The 20,461-nt window shown below is 57.8% G+C and carries 18 protein-coding genes; all 18 read left to right on the top strand.

The genetic code is table 11. The annotated features are described in order from the left end of the window. The first annotated feature begins 24 nt into the window (after positions 1-24). Positions 25-801, top strand: coding sequence for a prolipoprotein diacylglyceryl transferase (locus ETC00_RS11700; RefSeq protein WP_171566267.1), 777 nt, complete (start codon positions 25-27; stop codon positions 799-801). A gap of 3 nt (positions 802-804) precedes the next feature. Next, a complete protein-coding gene (locus tag ETC00_RS11695) occupies positions 805-2,223 on the top strand; it encodes a radical SAM protein (protein WP_171566266.1) in 1,419 nt (472 codons plus the stop codon). After that, entirely contained in the window at positions 2,216-2,485 is a 270-nt protein-coding gene (locus ETC00_RS11690) for a hypothetical protein (protein ID WP_171566265.1), read from the top strand. Before ETC00_RS11695 ends, ETC00_RS11690 begins: the two co-directional genes overlap by 8 nt. Before the next feature lie 284 nt (positions 2,486-2,769). Beyond that, positions 2,770-3,618 (top strand): patatin-like phospholipase family protein, encoded by an 849-nt coding sequence (locus ETC00_RS11685; RefSeq protein WP_171566264.1) that lies wholly within the window; start codon positions 2,770-2,772, stop codon positions 3,616-3,618. Between the two features lie 169 nt (positions 3,619-3,787). Continuing rightward, positions 3,788-4,183, top strand: coding sequence for a hypothetical protein (locus ETC00_RS11680; RefSeq protein ID WP_171566343.1), 396 nt, complete (start codon positions 3,788-3,790; stop codon positions 4,181-4,183). Between the two features lie 147 nt (positions 4,184-4,330). After that, positions 4,331-4,948, top strand: coding sequence for a SurA N-terminal domain-containing protein (locus ETC00_RS11675; RefSeq protein ID WP_171566263.1), 618 nt, complete (start codon positions 4,331-4,333; stop codon positions 4,946-4,948). A gap of 158 nt (positions 4,949-5,106) precedes the next feature. Continuing rightward, positions 5,107-6,564 carry an MDR family MFS transporter gene (locus ETC00_RS11670; protein WP_171566262.1) on the top strand — a complete coding sequence of 486 codons (1,458 nt, stop codon included), beginning with the start codon at positions 5,107-5,109 and terminating at the stop codon, positions 6,562-6,564. Positions 6,565-6,724: 160 nt separating this feature from the next. After that, positions 6,725-7,075, top strand: coding sequence for a hypothetical protein (locus ETC00_RS11665; protein WP_171566261.1), 351 nt, complete (start codon positions 6,725-6,727; stop codon positions 7,073-7,075). Positions 7,076-7,488: 413 nt separating this feature from the next. Continuing rightward, a complete protein-coding gene (coxB, locus tag ETC00_RS11660) occupies positions 7,489-8,532 on the top strand; it encodes a cytochrome c oxidase subunit II (protein ID WP_171566260.1) in 1,044 nt (347 codons plus the stop codon). 42 nt (positions 8,533-8,574) lie between these two features. Then, positions 8,575-10,419: a cytochrome c oxidase subunit I gene (gene ctaD, locus ETC00_RS11655; protein ID WP_171566259.1), complete on the top strand. Its 1,845-nt coding sequence runs from the start codon at positions 8,575-8,577 to the stop codon at positions 10,417-10,419. Further along, the gene (locus ETC00_RS11650; protein ID WP_171566258.1) at positions 10,419-11,045 is read left to right on the top strand and encodes a cytochrome c oxidase subunit 3; all 627 of its coding nucleotides are present in this window, start codon (positions 10,419-10,421) and stop codon (positions 11,043-11,045) included. The genes ctaD and ETC00_RS11650 overlap by 1 nt, the downstream gene beginning before the upstream one ends. A gap of 3 nt (positions 11,046-11,048) precedes the next feature. Further along, positions 11,049-11,366 (top strand): cytochrome C oxidase subunit IV family protein, encoded by a 318-nt coding sequence (locus ETC00_RS11645; protein ID WP_171566257.1) that lies wholly within the window; start codon positions 11,049-11,051, stop codon positions 11,364-11,366. A gap of 296 nt (positions 11,367-11,662) precedes the next feature. Further along, positions 11,663-12,565 carry a cytochrome c oxidase assembly protein gene (locus tag ETC00_RS11640; protein ID WP_171566256.1) on the top strand — a complete coding sequence of 301 codons (903 nt, stop codon included), beginning with the start codon at positions 11,663-11,665 and terminating at the stop codon, positions 12,563-12,565. 32 nt (positions 12,566-12,597) lie between these two features. After that, complete coding sequence (locus ETC00_RS11635; protein ID WP_171566255.1) at positions 12,598-13,056, top strand: DUF420 domain-containing protein; 459 nt, start codon at positions 12,598-12,600, stop codon at positions 13,054-13,056. 263 nt (positions 13,057-13,319) lie between these two features. Continuing rightward, positions 13,320-14,255, top strand: a complete 936-nt coding sequence (gene cyoE / locus ETC00_RS11630; RefSeq protein ID WP_171566254.1) for a heme o synthase — start codon at positions 13,320-13,322, stop codon at positions 14,253-14,255. A 105-nt stretch (positions 14,256-14,360) separates the two neighbouring features. Then, a complete protein-coding gene (locus ETC00_RS11625) occupies positions 14,361-15,275 on the top strand; it encodes a COX15/CtaA family protein (RefSeq protein WP_171566253.1) in 915 nt (304 codons plus the stop codon). A 220-nt stretch (positions 15,276-15,495) separates the two neighbouring features. After that, the gene (locus tag ETC00_RS11620) at positions 15,496-16,743 is read left to right on the top strand and encodes a metallophosphoesterase family protein (RefSeq protein ID WP_171566252.1); all 1,248 of its coding nucleotides are present in this window, start codon (positions 15,496-15,498) and stop codon (positions 16,741-16,743) included. Next, positions 16,740-20,390 (top strand): AAA family ATPase, encoded by a 3,651-nt coding sequence (locus ETC00_RS11615; protein ID WP_171566251.1) that lies wholly within the window; start codon positions 16,740-16,742, stop codon positions 20,388-20,390. The genes ETC00_RS11620 and ETC00_RS11615 overlap by 4 nt, the downstream gene beginning before the upstream one ends. Positions 20,391-20,461: the final 71 nt, after the last annotated feature.

The raw sequence follows: 20,461 nt of genomic DNA, 5'->3' as shown, positions 1-20,461 counted from the left end.
ATTGAATTTTTCAGGATGATATTCATGACCTTTCCAGTTTTTATTGACGTCGGTCTGCTGCGGCTGCATCCGCACTTTGTGTTTGAGGCGCTGGCGTATTTCATCGGCTTTCGGCTCTATCTGCTGACGCGGCGCAAAGGGCGAATTCCCGTCAACCAGGCGTTTTGGGTGTTGGTCGGGGCCACGCTGGGAGCGGCTATCGGATCCAAACTGCTGTTTTTGCTGGAAGATCCGGCGAGGACGCTGACCCATTGGAACGAATGGACGTATATCATGGGAGGCAAGACGATCGTGGGCGGCCTGTTGGGCGGTTTGATTGGCGTGGAGTTGACAAAACATTGGATCGGTCTGCGCCAATCCACTGGAGACGACATGGTGTTTCCCCTCATCACCGGCATGGCGATTGGCCGGATCGGCTGCTTTTTGACAGGCCTGGACGATCATACCCACGGCATCCCCACCGACTGGATCACCGGCGTGGATTTCGGCGACGGTGTGCCCAGACATCCGACCCAGTTGTACGAAATCGCTTTTCTCGGGCTGTTGGCTGTCTTTCTGCTCGCAGTCAAACGGAGGCGAAGGCTTGGCCGATGGGAACTGCCCGAGGGGGCGCTGTTTCAGTGCTTCATGTTTGGCTATCTGAGTTTCCGTTTTCTCGTCGATTTCATCAAACCGACGCCGCACGTCTACCTGGGACTGAACAACATCCAACTGGCGTGTCTGGCCGGACTTGCCTATTACATGTCGCTCATGCGGAAGTGGCCGCGTCGGAAGAGTGTGCCGCTGCACGGAAAGGAGTAAACCATGCCGAAAAACAGACCGTATCTTTTCTACGAACTGACCAACAGCATTTGTTCCCAATGCCTGCGCAAGACAGAAGCCAAAGTCATCTTCGAGGAAGGGCGGGTCTATCTCTGGAAACACTGCCCGCGCCACGGGCGGGAAAAGGTGCTGATCTCCACCGACGTCGACTACTACAAACGCTGCCGGGAATTCCTCAAACCGGCGGAGATGCCGCAGGTGTGGAACACGCCGATTCGCTACGGCTGTCCCTACGACTGTGGGCTCTGCCCGGATCACGAACAGCACAGCTGCCTGACGCTGGTGGAAGTGACAGACCACTGCAACCTGCAGTGCCCTATCTGTTACGCGGAATCGTCTCCAAATAGGACTACCTGGCGCTCGCTTGCGGAGATTGAGCGGATGCTGGATGCGGTCGTCCGCAACGAAGGGGAGCCCGACATCGTTCAGATCAGCGGCGGCGAGCCGACGCTTCACCCGCAGTTTTTTGACATATTGGACATGGCCAAGGCGCGGCCGATTCGTCACCTGATGGTCAACACCAACGGCATTCGGATCGCGCAGGATCGGGAGTTCGTCCGGCGGCTGGCGGCATACATGCCGGGCTTTGAAATCTACCTGCAGTTTGACAGTCTGGAAAAGGAGGCGCTGATGAATCTGCGCGGCGCCGACCTGCGGGAGATTCGCCGTAAAGCCGTCGAGCATCTGAATGAGTTCAACATCTCCACCACGCTGGTGGTGACGCTGAAAAAAGGAGTGAACGACGGGGAAATCGGCAGGGTGATCCAGTACGGACTTAAGCAGCCTGCCGTACGCGGCGTCACCTTTCAGCCGATTCAGTCGGCCGGACGGACGGAGGCGTTTGACCCCTCCCGCGACCGGCTGACGCTAAGCGAAGTGCGGCAGAAGATCATCGAACAGTCCGGCGTATTTGCGGCGGAGGACATCATCCCTGTTCCCTGTCATCCCGACTGTCTGGCGATGGGGTATGCGCTCAAGCTGAACGGAAACGTCATCCCGCTGACGGGACTGATTGATCCGCAGATTTTGCTGGAGGGCGGTCGCAACACGATCGTGTTTGAGCAGGACCAGTCACTCCAAGAACGGATCTTCCACCTGTTTTCCACCAGCCATTCACCGCAGTCATCGGCGCTGTCGCTGCGAAGTCTGCTCTGCTGTCTGCCGCAGGTGGCCCTGCCCGACTCGATCGGGTACGAAAACGTGTTTCGGGTCATCATCATGCAGTTTTTGGACGCGCACAATTTTGACGTCCGCTCGGTCAAGAAGTCGTGCGTCCACATCGTCCATCCCGACGGGCGGATCATTCCGTTTGACACCTACAACCTTTTCTATCGGGACGGAAGGGAAGAGGTGCTGAAAGCGTTACGAGACGAACGGCAAATGGAGGATAGACATGTCTGACAAGCCGGTAAATCACGCCACCGATGTGTGGATCGGGGTCGGGATCACGGCCCTGCTGCATCTGCTGTTGTTTATTTATCCGGAAGCCTTTCTGTTCATCGGGGTCAGCCAGCTCGTTTACATGCTGCCGGTAATCGTCGTGACCGCGATGGTGGTTCGCAAGCGAACCGGCATTCTTCAGGGCATGATGCTCGGGATGGGCATTACCTTTTTGTTGAATGTAGCCTGCGTCGGCTTCGTTTTCTTTCAATTTTTATCCTAGGTGGTGACCCGCGTATCGGTTTCTGCTGGTCGCGGTGAAGTAACGACTTTCTCTTGTGAGCGTTAGATGGGGAAATAAGTCCGGAGCAGCCGGGCCGAATCGTATCGAGAAAACGACAAGCACCGTCGATGGCAGACGGTGCTTTTGTTTTTTGCACAAAGTTCGTGGTCGCATGTGTGACGGTGCCCGCTCACTCTTTTGACGACCGCCTGCCCGTGCATGTCTGTGTACATCCCAGAAATACTAACGAAAAGATACCGTCTCGACGGAAGGGAGGACGCAGCATGAGCAGGTTTGGCCTGGTGCTTCAGGGAGGCGGGATGAGAGGCATCTACACGGCCGGTGTGCTGGATTGCTTTCTGGAACATGGCCTGATCGCCCCGTACGTGGTGGCCGTCTCGGCAGGCGCCTGCAATGCACTCACGTATCTGGCGCGGGAGAAAGGACTGGGCAAGTCGATCTACATTGAACACCTGTGCGACATGCGCTTTTTTTCGTGGCGCAACCTGTTCCGCTACGGCTGCATGCTGGGCTTGGACTGTCTCTTTGACGAGATCCGCAGGCACGTACGTCCATTGGCGTTTGATGTCTTTTCCCAGTCCAAGGAAAAGCTGGTGGTCGCGGCCACCAACTTCCAGACGGGGGAGAGCGTCTACTTTTCCAAAGACGAGCACAAGGAATTTCTGCTGGCGGTGCGTGCTTCCTGCAGCATTCCCCTGCTGTCGGGGGTGGTGCAGTACCAGGGGGTGACGCTGTTGGACGGCGGGCTGGCCGACCCAATCCCGATTGAAAAGTCGCTTCAGGATGGCAACGAACGGGTCATTGTCGTGCGAACAGGGACGGAAGAGTACGTCCGGCAGCCGGTCAACCTGTCCTGGCTGGGAGAGCGATTGTTTCCCCGGTACAAAAATCTGGTGCGCGTCTTGTTCGATCATCACCGCCGATACAATGAGGCACTGGCACGGATCAGGTCGCTGCGCGAGGAGAAGCGGGCTTTCGTGATTACGCCAAGCCAACCGGTTCGCATCCGTCGAGTGGAACGCAATCCGGCCGGTCTGCTGGACTTGTACAACCTGGGTTACCAGGATGCAAGCAGGGCGCTGGAGCCGCTCTTTCGCTGGATCGAATCGTGAGGAACGTCCGCAGTCGCGCGCCTCTGTTTTCCCGGCTGTCGACAGGCTCCTGATGGGAGGGGCCTGTTTTGTTGTTGCTGCTGCTCCAAGGGGCGGCGGTACAAGCAAAGCACGGCTGCTTGTCATACATAAAGAGTAGAAGAAGAGGAGGCTGGAGGAGGTGGGAGCCATGACGCCGGGGAAAAATGAGACGGACAGCGCGCAGCGGATTTATCAACGCCTGGACAAGTTTGAGGAACGGATTGACCAGCTGGAAGGAAAAATGTCCGTGGCGACCACATGGCTGGAGCGCATCGAACACCGCCTGGAGAGGATGGAGGAGGTTCGGGCCGAACTGCTGCAGGCAATCACCAAATTGCAGACGGAGCTGGAACTGAAACGGATCACGGACAAGGACTTTATCCTGAAATTGTTGGACCACGACAGAATTGACATGGAACATATTACCAAAATGATCGAGGGAGACAAGGGGAGAAAGCAGGAGCGGTTTTTGCAAATTTGGGCGGTATTGGGGCCAGTGCTTGCCTCCATCATTTCCGCTTTGTTTGCCAAGTATTTTTTATAAGATTACAAGAGTGTCACAGAATCGTCACCTTTGTGGAAAGGTTGTGGAAGCGTGTTTCCATCTTTCTTCCGCAACTGCACTCTATTATAATGACATAATGGACATAAAGGCGTAAGAAGTGCAAAGGAAGAAAGAGAGGACGACCTGATGAAAAAGTTTGATGTATCCATCCTGGCTGCCGCCGTGCTGCTGCTGGCGCTGGCAGTGGTGGGTCTTTCGCAGGGAGAGTCGGAAGATCCGGCTGTCGCCAAGGTGGGAGACGTGACGATCACCGAGTCGCAATTCAGCGACGCGTTGAGACACAAGTACGGAGTACGGGTCATGGACCAATTGATTGCGGATGCGCTGATCACCCAGGAAGCGAAGCAGCAGGGCATCACGATTGACGAAGCGGAACTGAACAAACAGGTGGAGGCGCTGAAGGAGTCGCTTGGTTCGGAGGAAGCATTCCGCCAATCGTTGGAAAAGAAAGGGTACAACGAGCAGACGTTCCGGGAAGCGCTGAAAATCGTAATGCTGAAAGACAAGCTGTTTGACAAGGCGTATCCGGTGACGGAAGAGCACATCAAGGAATACTACGAAAAGAACAAGGAAAAACTGGGCAATCCCGTGCCCGCTCTGGAACAGGTGCGGGAGAAAATCAAGGATAAACTGGCGGGCCAGTTCCGTGCCAAATACGAAGACGAGTGGATAAACGGATTGGAGAAAAAGTACGGCCCGACCCTGTTCGACCCCGTATTGGCGAAGCAGAAAGCGAGCCAATAGGAACAGCGTGGGCGCGCGTGCATGGCGACCTGGGCCTCGAGATTACTGGCGGCACAGGTCGTTCGTTTTGTGTCATCGCATAGCCTAAGGCTGTCCCGCGGGCAGGTTCATGACCGGCGGGAAAAAACGCCGGCAACAGCAAGAGTGGAGGAGCTATGATGAAACGCGTGACAAACAAGCGCAATGTGACCATTGCCGTGATGATCGCCACCTTTTTGGCCGCGATCGAAGGGACGATTGTCAGCACGGCGATGCCCACCATCGTCAGCGATCTGGGAGGACTTCATCTGATCAGTTGGGTGGTGTCCATTTACCTGCTGACGTCGGCGGTCACCACCCCGATTTACGGAAAACTGGCCGACTTGTACGGACGGAAGATTGTGTTCAGCATCGGGGCCAGCCTGTTTCTGATCGGTTCGGTGCTGTCGGGGCTGTCCCAGACGATGGAACAGCTCATCTTGTTCCGCGCCTTCCAAGGGATGGGCGCTGGCGCCATTATCACCATTACCTATACGATTATCGGGGACATCTATCCGTTTGAAGAGCGGGGAAAAGTGCAGGGGTGGATGAGCGGGATCTGGGGCATCTCCGGCATCCTGGGGCCGCTGACCGGGGGCCTGTTGGTAGACTACGTCTCCTGGCACTGGATCTTTTACATGAATCTGCCGTTCGGGCTTGTGTCCATCGCGCTGATCGGGATGTATTTGCACGAGCAGATCGAAAAGAAACGGAAGCATGTCGATTATGCAGGAGTGGCGACGTTTACCTTCAGCATGACCGCGCTGCTGTACGCGCTGTTGAGCGGCGGGACGGATCACCCCTGGGATTCGCCGCTGATCATCGGACTGCTGGTCGCAGCTGCATGCGGCCTTGCACTGTTTTTCTACATCGAGAAAAAGTCGCCTGAACCGATGCTGCCGCTGCAGTTGTTCTCCATCCGTGCCATCAGCGTTGCCAATCTGGCGGGCTTTTTGCTGTCGGCTGTCTTGGTAGCCGTCTCCTTTTATCTGCCGATGTGGATTCAAGGGGTTTACGGTCAGGGCGCGACCGGCTCCGGCCTGACGCTGATTCCGATGTCGATCGGCTGGCCGCTGGGAGCGGCGTGGAGCGGCCGGCTGCTGGCCCGCATCGGGATTCGCACCACCTCGCTGATCGGGGTAATCGCCCTGATTGGAGCGACGCTCTGGCTGGCGTTCATTTCGCCAGAAACGCCGCACGTGGTGCTGTTTGTGATCACCTTTATCGTCGGGTTCGGGTTCGGCTTTGCCTTTACCTCGTTTACCGGCGCTGTCCTGTCCGTCGGTTGGAACCTGCGTGGAGCCGCGATGGCGACCAACACCTTGATCCGGACGCTGGGGCAGACGATCGGCATCGCCCTGTTCGGTCTGATGCTCAACCAGTCGGTACGAGGCATCCAGGGGACGGAGGGGATCGACGTCAACAAAATCCTCAACCCGGAGACGGCCCGACACTTGCCGGCAGACGTGCTGCAGGCGGCGCGGGAAGCGCTGGCCGGCGGGCTGCATCAGATCTTTGTCGTACTGGCGTTGTTGGCAGTCGTCGGTCTGGTGGTGACGCTGGCGTATCCGCGGCAGGAGCGGCAGGAAGCGGCGTAACAGAAGGCTTTCACAGGCGAAAAGCAGTGCCGATTGGGCGGCGACCGTTACCCCTGCGGGTGGTTTGCGCTGCAGGGCAGAGCGGCGGCTTTTCGGCGGGTTAATCGGCAGCAGCGGCGGACATACTGATGGTAGTCCAACAGAAGGAGGAAGGATGCTGGTGGCCGGTTTGCTCCTAAAGCTGTTTGTCTCCCCGGCAGTGGTCGTTCTCGCCGACGCCCTGTTCCCGGAATTGAATTACGCCTCCCTCTATCAGTCGATCGGTGTGGGATTGGTTTTTGCCATTGCCGGACATGTGCTGGAATTGTTTCTGCTGAGGCCCGGCACCTTGTGGCTGAGCACGGCGGTCGATTTTATCGCCGCCTTCCTCATCGTCAACCTGAGCGCCTTTGTCCTGCCCGGGGCACGGATCGCCCCCATTGGCGCCGGTTTTGCCGCCATCCTGCTCGGCGTGGCTGAATACCTGCAGCACCTCTGGCTGATCAGGAGCGGACGAGCGGAAAAGGCGTGACGAGCGAAGCCCTTCGGAAAAGACAAGATGTCTTTCCGAAGGGCTTTTTTGCCGATGGACGCAAAAACTTCCTGGAGGACACGCTACATCCCCTGCTTGTCAACCCATTAAAAAATAGTTTCACAAAATTGTTCATAAATTTGTTAACAGATTTATTACAAATGGCATGGGAGCTTGCAAGAAATTTTTGTATACTAAAGAGGTTACCAGTATAGGTAGGTGTAGGGAATGGCCCTGGCTCTATTTGTTTGTCGCGCTCCGGTTGCTAATACTTTTCAGCATTGGGTATTATAGTGAGGGATAGCAGCAGGCGGAGTGATGGTTGACAGACAAAGGAGTACGAATAAACATTCGGCTGCACGGCAGTTGTGGGCGGAATGTTACCAACACGAAGGAAAGAGGGGTTCAATGGTATGAAGAGTTGGCAACAGTTTTGGCGTCAGCTTTTCCTGTTTGGGTTGTTGGCGCTGACACTTACCGGTTGCGGCATCCAAGAGCTCTCCGCGCTCAAGCCGCAGGGGCCGGTTGCAGCAATGCAGTTCGATCTGATGAAGTTGTCCTTCTTCATCATGACCGGCGTCTTTATCGTTGTTATGCTGATCTTGACTTATGTCCTTATTCGTTATCGCAAGCGCCCAGGACAAGAGGGCATTCCAAAACAGGTGGAGGGCAGTCACACGCTGGAGATCATCTGGACGGCCATTCCGTTCCTGCTTCTGATCATCATGGCTATCCCGACAGTCACCACCGGTTTCGCCCTTTCCAAAGAATACGACAATAAGGAAGCGCTTCAAGTTAACGTAACCGCTCACCAGTTCTGGTGGGAGTTCGAGTATCCGGATCTCGGCGTAGCTACCGCGCAGGATCTGGTGCTGCCGGTGGGCAAAAAGATTCAATTCACCCTGAACACCGCCGACGTGATCCACGCGTTCTGGATTCCGGCGCTGGGCGGTAAAATGGACACCAACCCTGGTATGGAAAACAAAATGTGGCTGCAGGCCGACAGAACCGGAACCTTCTACGGCAAATGCGCCGAGCTGTGCGGGACGTCCCATGCTCTGATGGATTTCAAAGTGGACGTAGTGGAACAGGCCGAATTCGACGAGTGGGTACAGAGAATGAAAGCAGCGCAGACTGCCGAACCGCAGAATGCTACCGCCCGTGCCGCAGAAGGCCAAGCTATTTTCGAAAAGAGCTGTTTGGGCTGCCACGCTGTAGGCGGCAAAGGCGGAAAACTGGGGCCGAACCTTACCAACTTTGCCGACCGCATGCGCGTGGCGGGCATTAAACCGAACGAACCGCAATACCTCGCAGAGTGGCTGAAAGACCCGCAAGGCATGAAGCCGGGCAACACCATGCCAAACCTCAACCTGGATGATAATCAGGTGAATGCGCTGGTTGATTACCTGTACACGCTCAGCGTGAAGGACGAGGCACAGAACAGTAACAAACAGTAAGTGACCGTCATGAGGCAGTGACGCAAAAAAGGAGGTAAAACCGTGTCTGCACATGCTTCTCATGCACCCAAGCGGTCAGGGCTGTGGGATTGGCTCACGACAGTGGACCACAAGAAAATCGCGATCCTGTACCTGATTGCCGGCGGAATTTTCTTCCTGGCCGGCGGGATTGAGGCCCTGCTGATTCGTTTGCAATTGATGTATCCGGAGCTTAACGTCGTCGGTGCCAAGACGTTTAACGAACTGATTACCATGCACGGCACCACGATGATCTTCCTGGCGGTCATGCCAGTGATTTTCGCCCTGATGAATGCGGTTGTACCGCTGCAAATCGGTGCGCGTGACGTTGCGTTTCCGTTTGTCAACGCACTCGGTTTCTGGCTCTTTTTCTTCGGGGGCGTGCTTCTCAACACCAGTTGGTTTTTGGGCGGTGCGCCTGACGCGGGCTGGACGTCTTACACGACACTGGCCCTCAATGAATACAGCGGACGCGGGATCGACTTTTACGTGCTCGGTCTGCAAATCGCCGGTCTTGGTACCCTGATCGGTGGTATCAACTTCCTGGTGACGATCATCAACATGCGCGCGCCGGGTATGACCTTCATGCGCATGCCGCTGTTTACCTGGGCGTCCTTCGTGACCTCCGGTTTGATTCTGTTCGCATTCCCGGCGATCACCGTCGGTCTGGTACTGTTGATGTTTGACCGCTTGTTTGGGGGTAACTTCTTCAACACGGATGCCGGCGGTAACGTTCTGATCTGGCAGCATCTGTTCTGGATTTTCGGTCACCCCGAAGTGTACATCCTGATTCTGCCTGCGTTTGGTATCATTTCTGAGGTCGTAAGTACCTTCTCGAGAAAGCGTCTGTTTGGTTACAGCTCCATGGTATTCGCGACCGCGCTGATCGGTTTCCTCGGCTTCATGGTGTGGGCGCACCACATGTTCACTGTCGGTATGGGGCCGATTGCCAACATTCTGTTTGGTCTGGCGACGATGTTGATTGCGGTGCCGACCGGTATCAAAATCTTCAACTGGCTGTTCACCATGTGGGGCGGTCAAATCCGTTTCACCGCGGCAAACCTGTTCGCCGTCGGATTCATTCCGACCTTTACCATTGGCGGTATGACTGGTGTAATGCTGGCGAATCCGCCTGCTGACTACCAATACCACGACAGCTATTTCGTCGTCGCACACTTCCACTACGTAATCGTAGGGGGTCTCGTATTTGGTTTGTTTGCCGGCCTCTACTACTGGTGGCCGAAAATGTTCGGCAAAATGCTGAACGAAACGCTTGGGAAATGGAACTTCTGGACGTTCTTTGTCGGGTTCCACCTGACCTTCTTCCCGCAGCACTTCCTGGGTCTGATGGGGATGCCGCGCCGCGTCTACACCTTCCTGGCCGGTCAAGGTCTGGAATTGGGTAACTTTATCAGTACGATCGGCGTATTTGGCATGAGCATCGGTACGATTCTGTTCCTGGTGAACGTCGCCGTTACCGCGAAAAGCGGCAAACGCGCTCCGGCCGACCCGTGGGATGGCCGCACGCTGGAATGGTCGATTCCGTCTCCGCCGCCGGAGTACAACTTTGCGCAAACGCCGCTGGTACGCGGTCTGGACGCACTGTGGGTAGAAAAAATGGCGGGCAACAAAGGCATGACTCCGGCCGAACCGCTGGGCTCCATCCACATGCCATCCGGTTCCTTCCTGCCGTTCGTCATGTCTGTGGGACTGTTTATCGCCGGTTTCGGGTTCATGTATCACAACTACGTGGTCGTCGTCATCGGCTTGGCAATCACCTTTGCGTGCATGCTGCTGCGTTCGATCAATGACGACCCGGGCTATCACATTGAACCGGATGAGATCGAAGAGAAGGGGGTTAAGGCGTAATGGCTACACATCACGTACATGCGGTTCTGCCTGACGAACCGGAAAAAGCCACCCTGGAAGGGAAGAACAAGATCCTTGGCTTCTGGCTCTTCCTCGGCGGGGAAACCATTCTCTTCGGTTCCCTGTTCGCGACATTCATCGCTCTGCGCGATCAGAACAACGGCGGCCCTACGTCGCAAGAGCTCTTCGACATGCCGCTCGTGGCGCTTGCCACCCTGCTGCTCTTGACCAGTTCGCTCACCAGCGTGTTCGCGGTGCTGGCAATGCACAAGAAGAACCTGAAACAGCTGCAGGCCTGGCTGACCGTGACGGTCCTGCTTGGCCTTGGCTTCCTCGGTCTGGAGATTTACGAGTTTATGCACTACTACCATGAAGGACACAAGATTTCCTCCAGCGCGTTTGGTTCGGCGTTCTACACGCTGGTCGGCTTCCACGGGGGCCACGTGCTGTTCGGGATTCTCTGGATTGTCACCTTGCAGTTGGCGGCTGTGAAAAAAGGCCTGACAGTGGTGACCGCTCCGAAGTTTTACGTCGCCAGCCTGTACTGGCACTTCATCGACGTCGTGTGGGTGTTCATTTTTACCGTGGTCTATCTCATGGGTATGATCGGTGGAAAGGTGGGATAATCGATGGGAGCACATACGCACAATGAAGAAGTACGCAAACCCAAAGTGAAAAAGGAAAGCGCGAAGAACCACATTGTCGCCTTTATCGCTTCCCTCGTGCTCACCGCCCTCGCTTTCATCGCTGTCGCGTATGAGGTAGTGCCGAGCGGCTTTACCGTACCCTTTATCATCGGTCTGGCGTTTGTTCAGGCACTGTTCCAGCTGTTCTTCTGGATGCACATGGACCAAAAGGGACACGAGTTTGCGCGCATCTCGATTTTTGCCGGTGTGTTCTTCGTACTGGCATTCGTGATCGTATTCGTGTTGTGGGTATGGGTGTAACAAATTGATACAGAAGAAAGGGCAGACGAAAAAGTCTGCCCTTTTAGCATGTAGATAAAGTCCGTGGCGCATGGGTGATCGGACCCGCTCGCTCTCTTGACGCCCAGCAAAGAAGTGGATGATGTCCGCTCCAAAACGCGACGCGGGCAGGGGCGTGGCCGACAGTGGACGTGCTGCCAACAGCCGAATATTTGTGCGAGTTTGTTCATTTTTACAAGACCAAGAAAGCGCAAATTCGCGGTATAATGAAGTTTAAATGGAGGGCACCCTTTCTAGTAAGAAAGGAGTAGGGATACATGCATAACCACCATCAGCATCACAACGCGGCCGATACGGGGATCGGCTCGTTTTCCGATCTGTGGAATCCGGAAGTCCTGCTGATCACCCTGCTTTTGGTCATCCTGTACTTTCTGGTGACCGGACCGCTGCGCAGCCGCTTTGATGGCGCAGAGCCAGTGACCGGGAAGAAAAAGACCGTCTTTGTCCTGGCGATGGTGATCTTATACGCGGCAGCAGGCAGTCCGATCAACTACCTGGGGCACCATTACCTGTTCAGCATGCACATGCTGCAGATGGCGCTGTTGTTCATTGCGCTGCCGCCAATGATCATGCTGGGCATTCCGGGCTGGCTGTGGGCTGTCATGTTCCGCAACCGGGGGATGCAGGCCGTCCTTCGTTTTTGCACCCGACCGGTGGTAGCAGCACTTCTGTTCAACAGCCTGCTTTCCTTTTATCACTTTCCGGAGGTTCTGGACTATGCGGCCCAGAACCACAACTGGATGAACGCCATTCACGCGGTGATCTTTCTTGCTGCCTTCTGCATGTGGTGGCCGATCGTGAACCCGCTTCCCGTGCAGGAGAAGCCGTTGGAAGGACTGCGGAAAGTGGCGTATCTGTTCCTCAATGGCGTCCTGATTACGCCGTCTTGTGCCCTGATCATTTTCGCGAGTGAACCGCTGTATCAAAGCTACATGAATGCGCCGCTGCTGTTTCCGAGCCATACCGCCTTTGCGGATCAGCGCCTGGGCGGCATCATCATGAAGCTGGTGCAGGAAGGAGTATACAGCTCAGTGCTGGCATACATCTTCTTCCAATGGTACAAGCAGGAGAAACAAAACGATTTGCCAATGGATCAGCAGGCGCCCAGACCGCAATTGGGCGATCTGGCTGCGTCCGGCGCAGATCAGGGAAACGCATAACAGACATTAGCGGACAATTTGAGGTGTAAGTCATGTCGATCATTCTCCCGACCATCAGTACGTCTTTTATTGCCATCAGCGGCATTCTTGTCGCGTTCGGCTGGTACTACATCAGCCGCCGCCGGACGGAAACGCACATCAAGCTGATGACATGGGCGGCCATTTTCGCCACCCTTTTCTTTATCACTTACGTGTCCCGCACTGCCTTCGTGGGCAATACGCAATTTGGCGGTCCGGACAACATTCGCATCTTTTATCAAATTTTTCTGCTCTTCCACATTGTGTTGGCCACGGTGGGGGGCGTGATGGGACTGGTTACTCTTTACTACGGGTACAAAAAGCAGTACGCGAAGCACAAAAAAATCGGCCCCTGGACTTCGATAGTCTGGTTTGGCTCAGCGATCACGGGCGTAACCGTATACACCTTGCTGTACCTGATATATCCGGGCGGTGAAACAGCCGGGGTGCTGGACGTCATCTTCGGCAAATAAGCGCCTGTTGAAATTTTGTCAAGAATATCGGCGTTTTGGATTTGCTTATTCTGATACAATGACGGTAATCGTAGCGCAACCACAGTTGCGGGCGCACTCTCGCACCTCGCAGGTTGACTTGTCAGGACTTGTTTCGTTACAATGTAAGCTGATTTATTCGCCGAAACGAATATGTGTGAGAGATTCGGGCCGCCGCTTCCTCGTCAGAAGCGGTATGCCCATGTAAAGGGATGTTTGCACAAATGAGACAGGAGGTACGAAACGTGGACCAGCAAGTGACGATGCAGGAATCGCTCAATACCGATTCCGCCATGCCGCCCCAACCGGTGCAGCAGGCTACTTGGCGCGATTACGTGCAGCTCACCAAACCGGGCATCACCATGTCGAACCTGATGGCTACATTTACCGGTCTATGGCTGGCTTCCCACGGTTTTCCCGATTGGAAACTGGCACTGTTCACCATGCTCGGCACCGCCTTGGTGATCATGTCTGGTGCGGCACTGAACAACTACTACGACCGTGAGCTAGATCAAAAGATGAAACGCACCAAGGACCGCGGACTGGCGGCCGGGCGCATTCACCCCCGTCATGCGCTGCTGATCGGTATTGTGTTCCTGCTTGTTGGTCTGGTCGTGCTGGCTGTCTTTGCCAACCCGTTGGCAGCGGTGTGGGGCTTGATCGGTCATATTTTCTACGTGTTGATCTACACACCGCTCAAGCGCGTCACCACTCTGAACACCGTGATCGGCGGCGTTTCCGGTGCGGCTCCCCCGGTTATCGGCTGGGTGGCGGTCACCAACAACATGGACCCGAGCGCGTGGTTGCTGTTTTTGATTCTGTTCCTGTGGCAGCCGCCCCATTTCCTGGCGCTGGCCATGCTGAAAACGGAAGATTACCGAGCAGGCGGCATTCCGATGCTGCCAGTGGTCAAAGGGTTTGCCGAGACAAAACGGCAGATGTTCCTGTGGGGCTCCGTGCTGCTGCCGGCCTCGCTGCTGCTGTTCGTGTACGGCAACGTTGGCTACCTCTATCTGGCAGTCATGGCAGTCATGGGCGTGCTGTACATCGTATTTCTGTATCAGGGCTTCCATACCAAGGATGACTTGGCGTGGGCGCGCAAGCTGTTCGGATTTTCCATTCTGTACCTGACCGTATTCTGCGCGGCCGTCGTCGTCAGCACGATGATCGCGAACTTTTGACACTTAACGCTCACAAATGGCAACGGAACATCCCTTGCATGGCGGGGGATGTTTTACTATTGTAAAGAGGGACAACAATAATTTATTCGAGCTAGGTGTTCACAGATGGAAAAATGGCTGAAAACGCTGGCTGTCGTTGCCACGCTCGTCATGTTGGGCGTGATGATTGGCGGCTCGCTGGTAACAAAGACCGAATCGGGTTTGGGATGCGGGAACGACTGGCCGCTCTGCAACGGCAAATGGGTCCCGGAATACACGTTGGAATCGTTGATTGAATACATGCACCGGTTTGTCACAGGGATTGCCGGCATCGTGGTCGGGGTGTTTTCCGTGATGGCATGGCGTCACTACCGGGGCAACCGGGAAGTGCGCAACCTGGCCATTTTTGGCGTGTTCTTTATCGTCCTGGAGTCCATATTGGGCGCATCCGCGGTGATCTGGCCGCAGTCGTCCGGGGTGCTCGCGCTGCATTTTGGATTCTCCCTGCTGGCCTTCACCGGTGTCTTTTTGTTAAGCCTGTTTGTGCTGCAGCGGGACAAGCGGGAAAAATGGGTGCAGATGCCCGTCTCCAAGGGATTTCGCAATTACATCTGGGGTGTGACCGCGTACGCCTATGGCGTCGTTTATCTGGGCGCCTATGTTCGCCATACGGGTTCCAGCATGGGATGCAGTGACTGGCCTCTCTGCCAGGGCAGGCTGATTCCCGACTTGGTGGGTCAGACCGGCATTCACTTCGCACACCGGGCGGCTGCTGCCGTGCTGTTCCTGCTGGTCCTGGGCGCCATGATCTACGCCGTTCGCCATTTCAAGGAGAAGCGGCACGACCTGTACGTGGCGAGCATCCTGGCCTTCGTGCTGACGGCGCTGCAGATCCTGAGCGGCGGGTTGGTCGTGCTGTTCCAACTGCATTTGTACGCGACCTTGTTCCACTCGCTGGTCATTACCTGTCTGTTTGGCGTCATCAGTTACATGTGCGTGCAGTCGCTCAAACAGCCGCACAAGTCCACTGTTCGTCACTGACAAGTGAAAACGAGCGAAGCCGCCATTCGGCCGTATGCCGAGTGTGCGGCTTTTTGCTTGTGAGGCGATGATTTCCGCTCTGGTCGGAAAAATCCCTCCTTACCGCAGGAACCGGCGGACGGAGATGCCTGGCAAACAGTCACAGCAGCTTTTTCTTGCCGCGTCCTGCTTTGCTTTTGTTACAATAAAAGCAAACACATGATCGGGAAAGGGTGAAAGCATGCGCATTTTACATACGGCCGACTGGCATTTTGGGCGGCAGTTGGAAGGACGCGACCGACGCGCGGAGCAGGCTGCGTTTGTGGACGAGCTGTGCCGGATCGCGGACGAGCGGGAAGTCCACCTGGTGCTGGTCGCCGGAGACGTGTACGATTCGGTCAATCCGCCGGCCTGGGCGGAAGAGCTGTTTTACGAAGCGCTGGAGCGGTTGTCCGCGGGGGGAAGGCGCGGCGTGATCGTCATTGCCGGGAACCATGACCAGCCGGAGCGTGTACGCGCGGCCGCACCGCTCGCCTCCAAGCACGGGATCGTCCTGCTCGGCCTGCCCAAGGAAGCGCCGCTTTTGTCCGGGCCGGAGGCATCGCCACAGCGCGTGCGCGTCGTGGACGGAGGGCCGTCGTGGCTGGAGCTGGCTGTGCCGGATGTCGACCATCACGCGGTCGTGTTGGCTTTGCCGTATCCGTCGGAATCGCGGCTGAAAGAGCTGGTGAGCGAGACGTTCACGCCGGAGCAGATGCAGCTCGCCTTTTCCGAGCGGATTCAGACGCTGTTTGCCGAGTTGGCCGGCCGGTTTCGCGAGGATACCGTCAATCTGGTGATGAGCCATCTCTTTGTCATGGGCGGCAAGGAAACCGAATCGGAGCGGCCGATTCAGATCGGCGGGGCGCTGACCGTTTCACCGGATGCCTTCCCGCCGCAGGCCCATTACGTGGCGCTTGGCCACCTGCACCGCCTGCAAAAACTGGGGGAGCGCCCCCTGATCCGCTACAGCGGTTCGCCGCTGGCGTACAGTTTTTCCGAAGCCGGCCAAAGCAAGGCTGTCGTACTGGTGGAGATCGTTCCAGGCGGAGAAGTGCGGGAAGAGATCGTCTACCTGCAAAGCGGCAAGCCGCTCGCCCGCTGGAAGGCGACGGAGGGCATCGCCCAGGTGGAACGCTGGCTGGAAGAAGGACGAGACGCGGGCGCATGGATCGATCTGGAACTGCACGTGTCAGAAGTGATCGATCCCGCCGAATTTCAGCGGCTGCGCAAACTGAGCGACGATTTTGTCAGCATTCGGCGCGTGGTGGTGCAGAGCGAGCGGGAACAAGCGCAGGAAGAAACGCGGACCGAGCTGGCGGAATTGCAGCCTGACCAGCTTTTTCGCCGCTTTTTCGAGCGCAGGCGGGGCGCGCAGCCTGACGAGCGGCTGGTCGAACTCTTTCTCCGCCTGCTGACGGAAGAATCCAGGGAGGAGGAGACGGGATGAAGCCGATACGCTTGAAGCTGGCCGGCCTGCACAGCTATCGGGAGATGCAGGAAGTGGATTTTGAGACGCTCTGCGAGGCCGGATTGTTCGGGATCTTCGGCCCGACCGGGAGCGGCAAATCGACGATTCTCGATGCCATCACGCTGGCCCTGTACGGACAGGTCGTCCGGCAGGGAGGGGGCAGCCATCCCAAGGATGTGCTGAACCAACTGGAGCAGCGGGTGTTCGTCTCGTTTACCTTTGAACTGGGCAAAGCGGGCGAACGGCGGCGGTACACGATCGAGCGGGAATTTGGCCTGGACAAGAAGGGCAAACGTCGTCCCCCGGAGGTGCGGCTTATCCAATGCGGTCAAACGCCGGACGAACAGGACGTGGTGCTGGAGTCCAGAGCGAAGGAGGCCACAGCGGCCGTCGAGGAATTGATCGGCCTGACGCTGCAGGACTTTACCCGCGCCGTGGTGCTGCCGCAGGGGCAGTTTTCCCGCTTTTTGACGTTGAAGGGCAGCGAGCGAAACGAGATGCTGCAGCGGATGTTTCATTTACATATCTACGGAGAAAAGCTGAATGAACGTGTTCGCGCCGCGCTGGAGAAGACGCGGGCAAGGCTGCACGAGCTGCAGTTGGAGGCGGCGTCCTTGGGCGATGTCGGCCCGACAGCGCTGCAAGCGGCCCGGGAAGCGCTGGAGGAAGCGGCCCGACAGGAGCAGGTCTACGCGGAACAAAAGCAGGAGCTGGCTGAGAAAATAAAGGAAATGGAACAGCTCTACCAGTGGCAGCAGGAGCTTGAGCGCGTGCGGCAACGGCTGGACACGCTGATGGCCCGGCAGACGGAAGCGGATGAGTGGAAGGCCCGGATCGCCGAATGGGAGGCCAGCGTGCGCCTCTGGCCACTGGTGCAGCAGTGGGAGCGGCTGGAGGCAGAGTGGACAGAAGCGGCGCAGAAGCTGGAGCAGAGCCGCCGCGAACAAGAAACTGCCCGGCAGGCACACGAAGCAGCCGAGAGCGAGTACCAGCGCTGCCAGAGCGCGCTCATGCAGGAAGAGCCGCTCTTGATCGAACAAAAAAGCAGGCTGATTCAGGCCGCGGAGTGGGAGACAGAGCTGGCGGCGCTGCGAGACGAGTTAACCGTTCTGGAGCGGGAGCAGCAGGTGGTAAGCGAGCAGTTGGCCGGGACAACACGGCAGTTGGCCGAGGTGGAAGCGGCACTTGAAGACGGAGAACGCGAGTGGCAGCAGCTGACCGAACAGCTGGCTGCGGCTGTCGTGACGCCGGAGTGGCGCGATCGCTTGACGGCAGCGCGGGAGGCCAAACAGCACTGGGAACGGGAGATCAACGCGCGTCGCGAGCTGGAGGCCGAGCTTTCCAGCGTGGAACGGGAGCAGCAGGAGGCAGCTGCCGAGGCAGAGAGACTGCGCGCCAGCTGGGAAGCGAGCGCGGCTCGGCTGGCTGAGGTGCGCAAACAGCTGGACGTGCAACACGCACAGCCGCTGATGTCGGACGCGGAATGGGAGCATGCCCGCGATACGCTGGGGCAGATCAAGCAGCTGGGACGCCAATGGCGGGACCTGCTTCAGCAGCTGGCCGGCTGGCAGGAGAAGTGGCAGGCCGCTGTGCGGGAAGGCGAACAAGCTGAAGCCCGTTGTCGTAATCTGGAGGCGGCGTGGCAGAAGGAGGACGTGCGTCTCGCCCAACTGCAGACGGAGCGTGACCGGCTTCGCGAGGAATGGGAGCAGTGGCAGGAAGCAAACATGGCTCGCCTGCTCCGCGAGCGTTTGGCGGAGGGCGAACCCTGTCCGGTCTGCGGTTCGGCGCACCATCCCCGGGCGGTGTCCGGCAGTGCCGACAGCGCAAACGGCGAACAGGAGGGCCGTGAACTGCGCGAGCGGGCAAAAGCTGTGGAGGAGGCGCTCCGGGAAGCGGAGCGGCAGCTCAGGACCGCCTATGAAGCGCTGCAGGCGGCCAAGGCAGAGCACAGTGCCGTGAAACAGCGCCAGGACGTGCTGCGGGAAGAGCGGGAAGCGCTGGAACAGCGAATCACTGCCGTCCGGCAGGAGTGCGCAAGCTACGGCGACAAGTGGAAAGCGGGCAGCATCGAGGAACTGCTGGAAGCCTATCAGCGGGAAGACGCCGCGCTGCGGGAGCAGGCCGCTCGCCGGGAACAGCTTGCAGCCGAGCGGGAACGGCTGCAGCAGCAGGCGGATGCGCTGCGTGAACAGGAGGCGGAAGAGCGCCGCCGCTACGAACGGATCACCGTGCTGACGGAGCAGCTTCACCGCAAGCAGGCGGAGATGCGGGAGCGCATGCAAGCGGCCGATTTCCGGGTCGCCCAGGCAAGAGAAGCGCTCGATGCGAAGCGGGGCGACCTGCCGGTGGAGGAGATCGAGCGGCAGTTTGCGGAGATTGGCCGAAAAGACCGGGAAACGAACCGGCTGCAGCAGATTCGCTCCGAACAGGAAGCGCAGATGCAGCAACTGCGCAGCCGCCGGGAAGCGGCTGCATCGGCACGCGCGGAACTGCTGGCCCGGGAAGCTACCCTGCGTGAACGGCATGACGACCGAAACCGGCTGTGGGAGCAAAAACAGGCCCAGTGGCAGGAGCGAACCGGCGGCACGCCGGCCAGCGAGCGGCTCACTCTCATAGAGCGGTCCCTGTCGGCGCTGCGCGAGGCGCTCACGGCGGCGGAAGAGCGGCGCAGACAGACTGCAGAGGCGAGGGAGCGGGTGCAGAGCGATCTGGTCAAGCATTCGGAGATGTACGCCGTGCTTACCCGGCAGCGGGCAGAGGCTGCGGAAGAACTGCAGCGCGCGCTCATGGAGAGCGGCATCGGCACGGCCGAACGCGTCAGGGAACTGTACGGGGAAAAGGAACTGCTGCCCCAGTACCAGGAGCGGCTTGCCGCCTTTGAAAGCGAATGGGCCCGTCTCCGCTACGACGAAGAGCGGCTCGTGCAGGCGCTGGACGGCCGTACGGTCAGCAGCGAGGACTGGCAGGCGGCAAAGCAGGCCTGGGACGAGTGGGAACAGGCGTATCACACAGCCAAAGAACAGGTGGCGGTCGCCCGGCAGGCGTATGCCTCCATCGAGGAGAACCACGGCAAGTGGCAGGAACTGCAAAAGCTGCTGGAGGCGGAGACGGACGAGCTGAGCAGGCTGGAGGAATTGAAAAAGCTGTTGGAAGGAAAAGCGTTTGTCCAGTTTATCGCGGAAGAGAAGCTGGCCTCGATTGCCCGCGACGCCTCCCATCACCTGAAGCGGATGACCAAGAACCGCTACGCGCTGGAGATCGGCGACGAAGGCGAATTCGTGCTGCGCGACGAAGGAGCCGGAGGCCTGCGGCGTCCCGTCAGTACACTGTCGGGCGGGGAGACGTTCCTGACGTCGCTCGCGCTGGCGCTGGCGCTTTCGATGGAAATCCAGATGCGCGGCGGCCGCCTGGAGTTCTTTTTCCTGGACGAAGGGTTCGGGACGCTGGACCCCGAGCTGCTGGAAGTGGTGATGGACGCGCTGGAACGCCTGCGCATGGACGACTTTACCATCGGTGTGATCAGCCACGTGCCGGAGATTCGCGTGCGCGTGCCGCGCCGTTTGATCGTGACGCCGGCTGAACCGCTGGGAGAAGGCAGCAAAATCAGCATGGAAGTGGAATAAAGGCGCCGGCACATGTAACGGTGCAGCCGTGGGAGCCAGGTGGGCAGGCATGTATGGCGCCCCTGGCTCGC

It is taken from the genome of Brevibacillus sp. MCWH, assembly GCF_013096935.1.
Classification (GTDB): Bacteria; Bacillota; Bacilli; order Brevibacillales; family Brevibacillaceae; genus Brevibacillus; species Brevibacillus aydinogluensis.
This window is presented reverse-complemented; position numbering and strand designations above follow the sequence as displayed.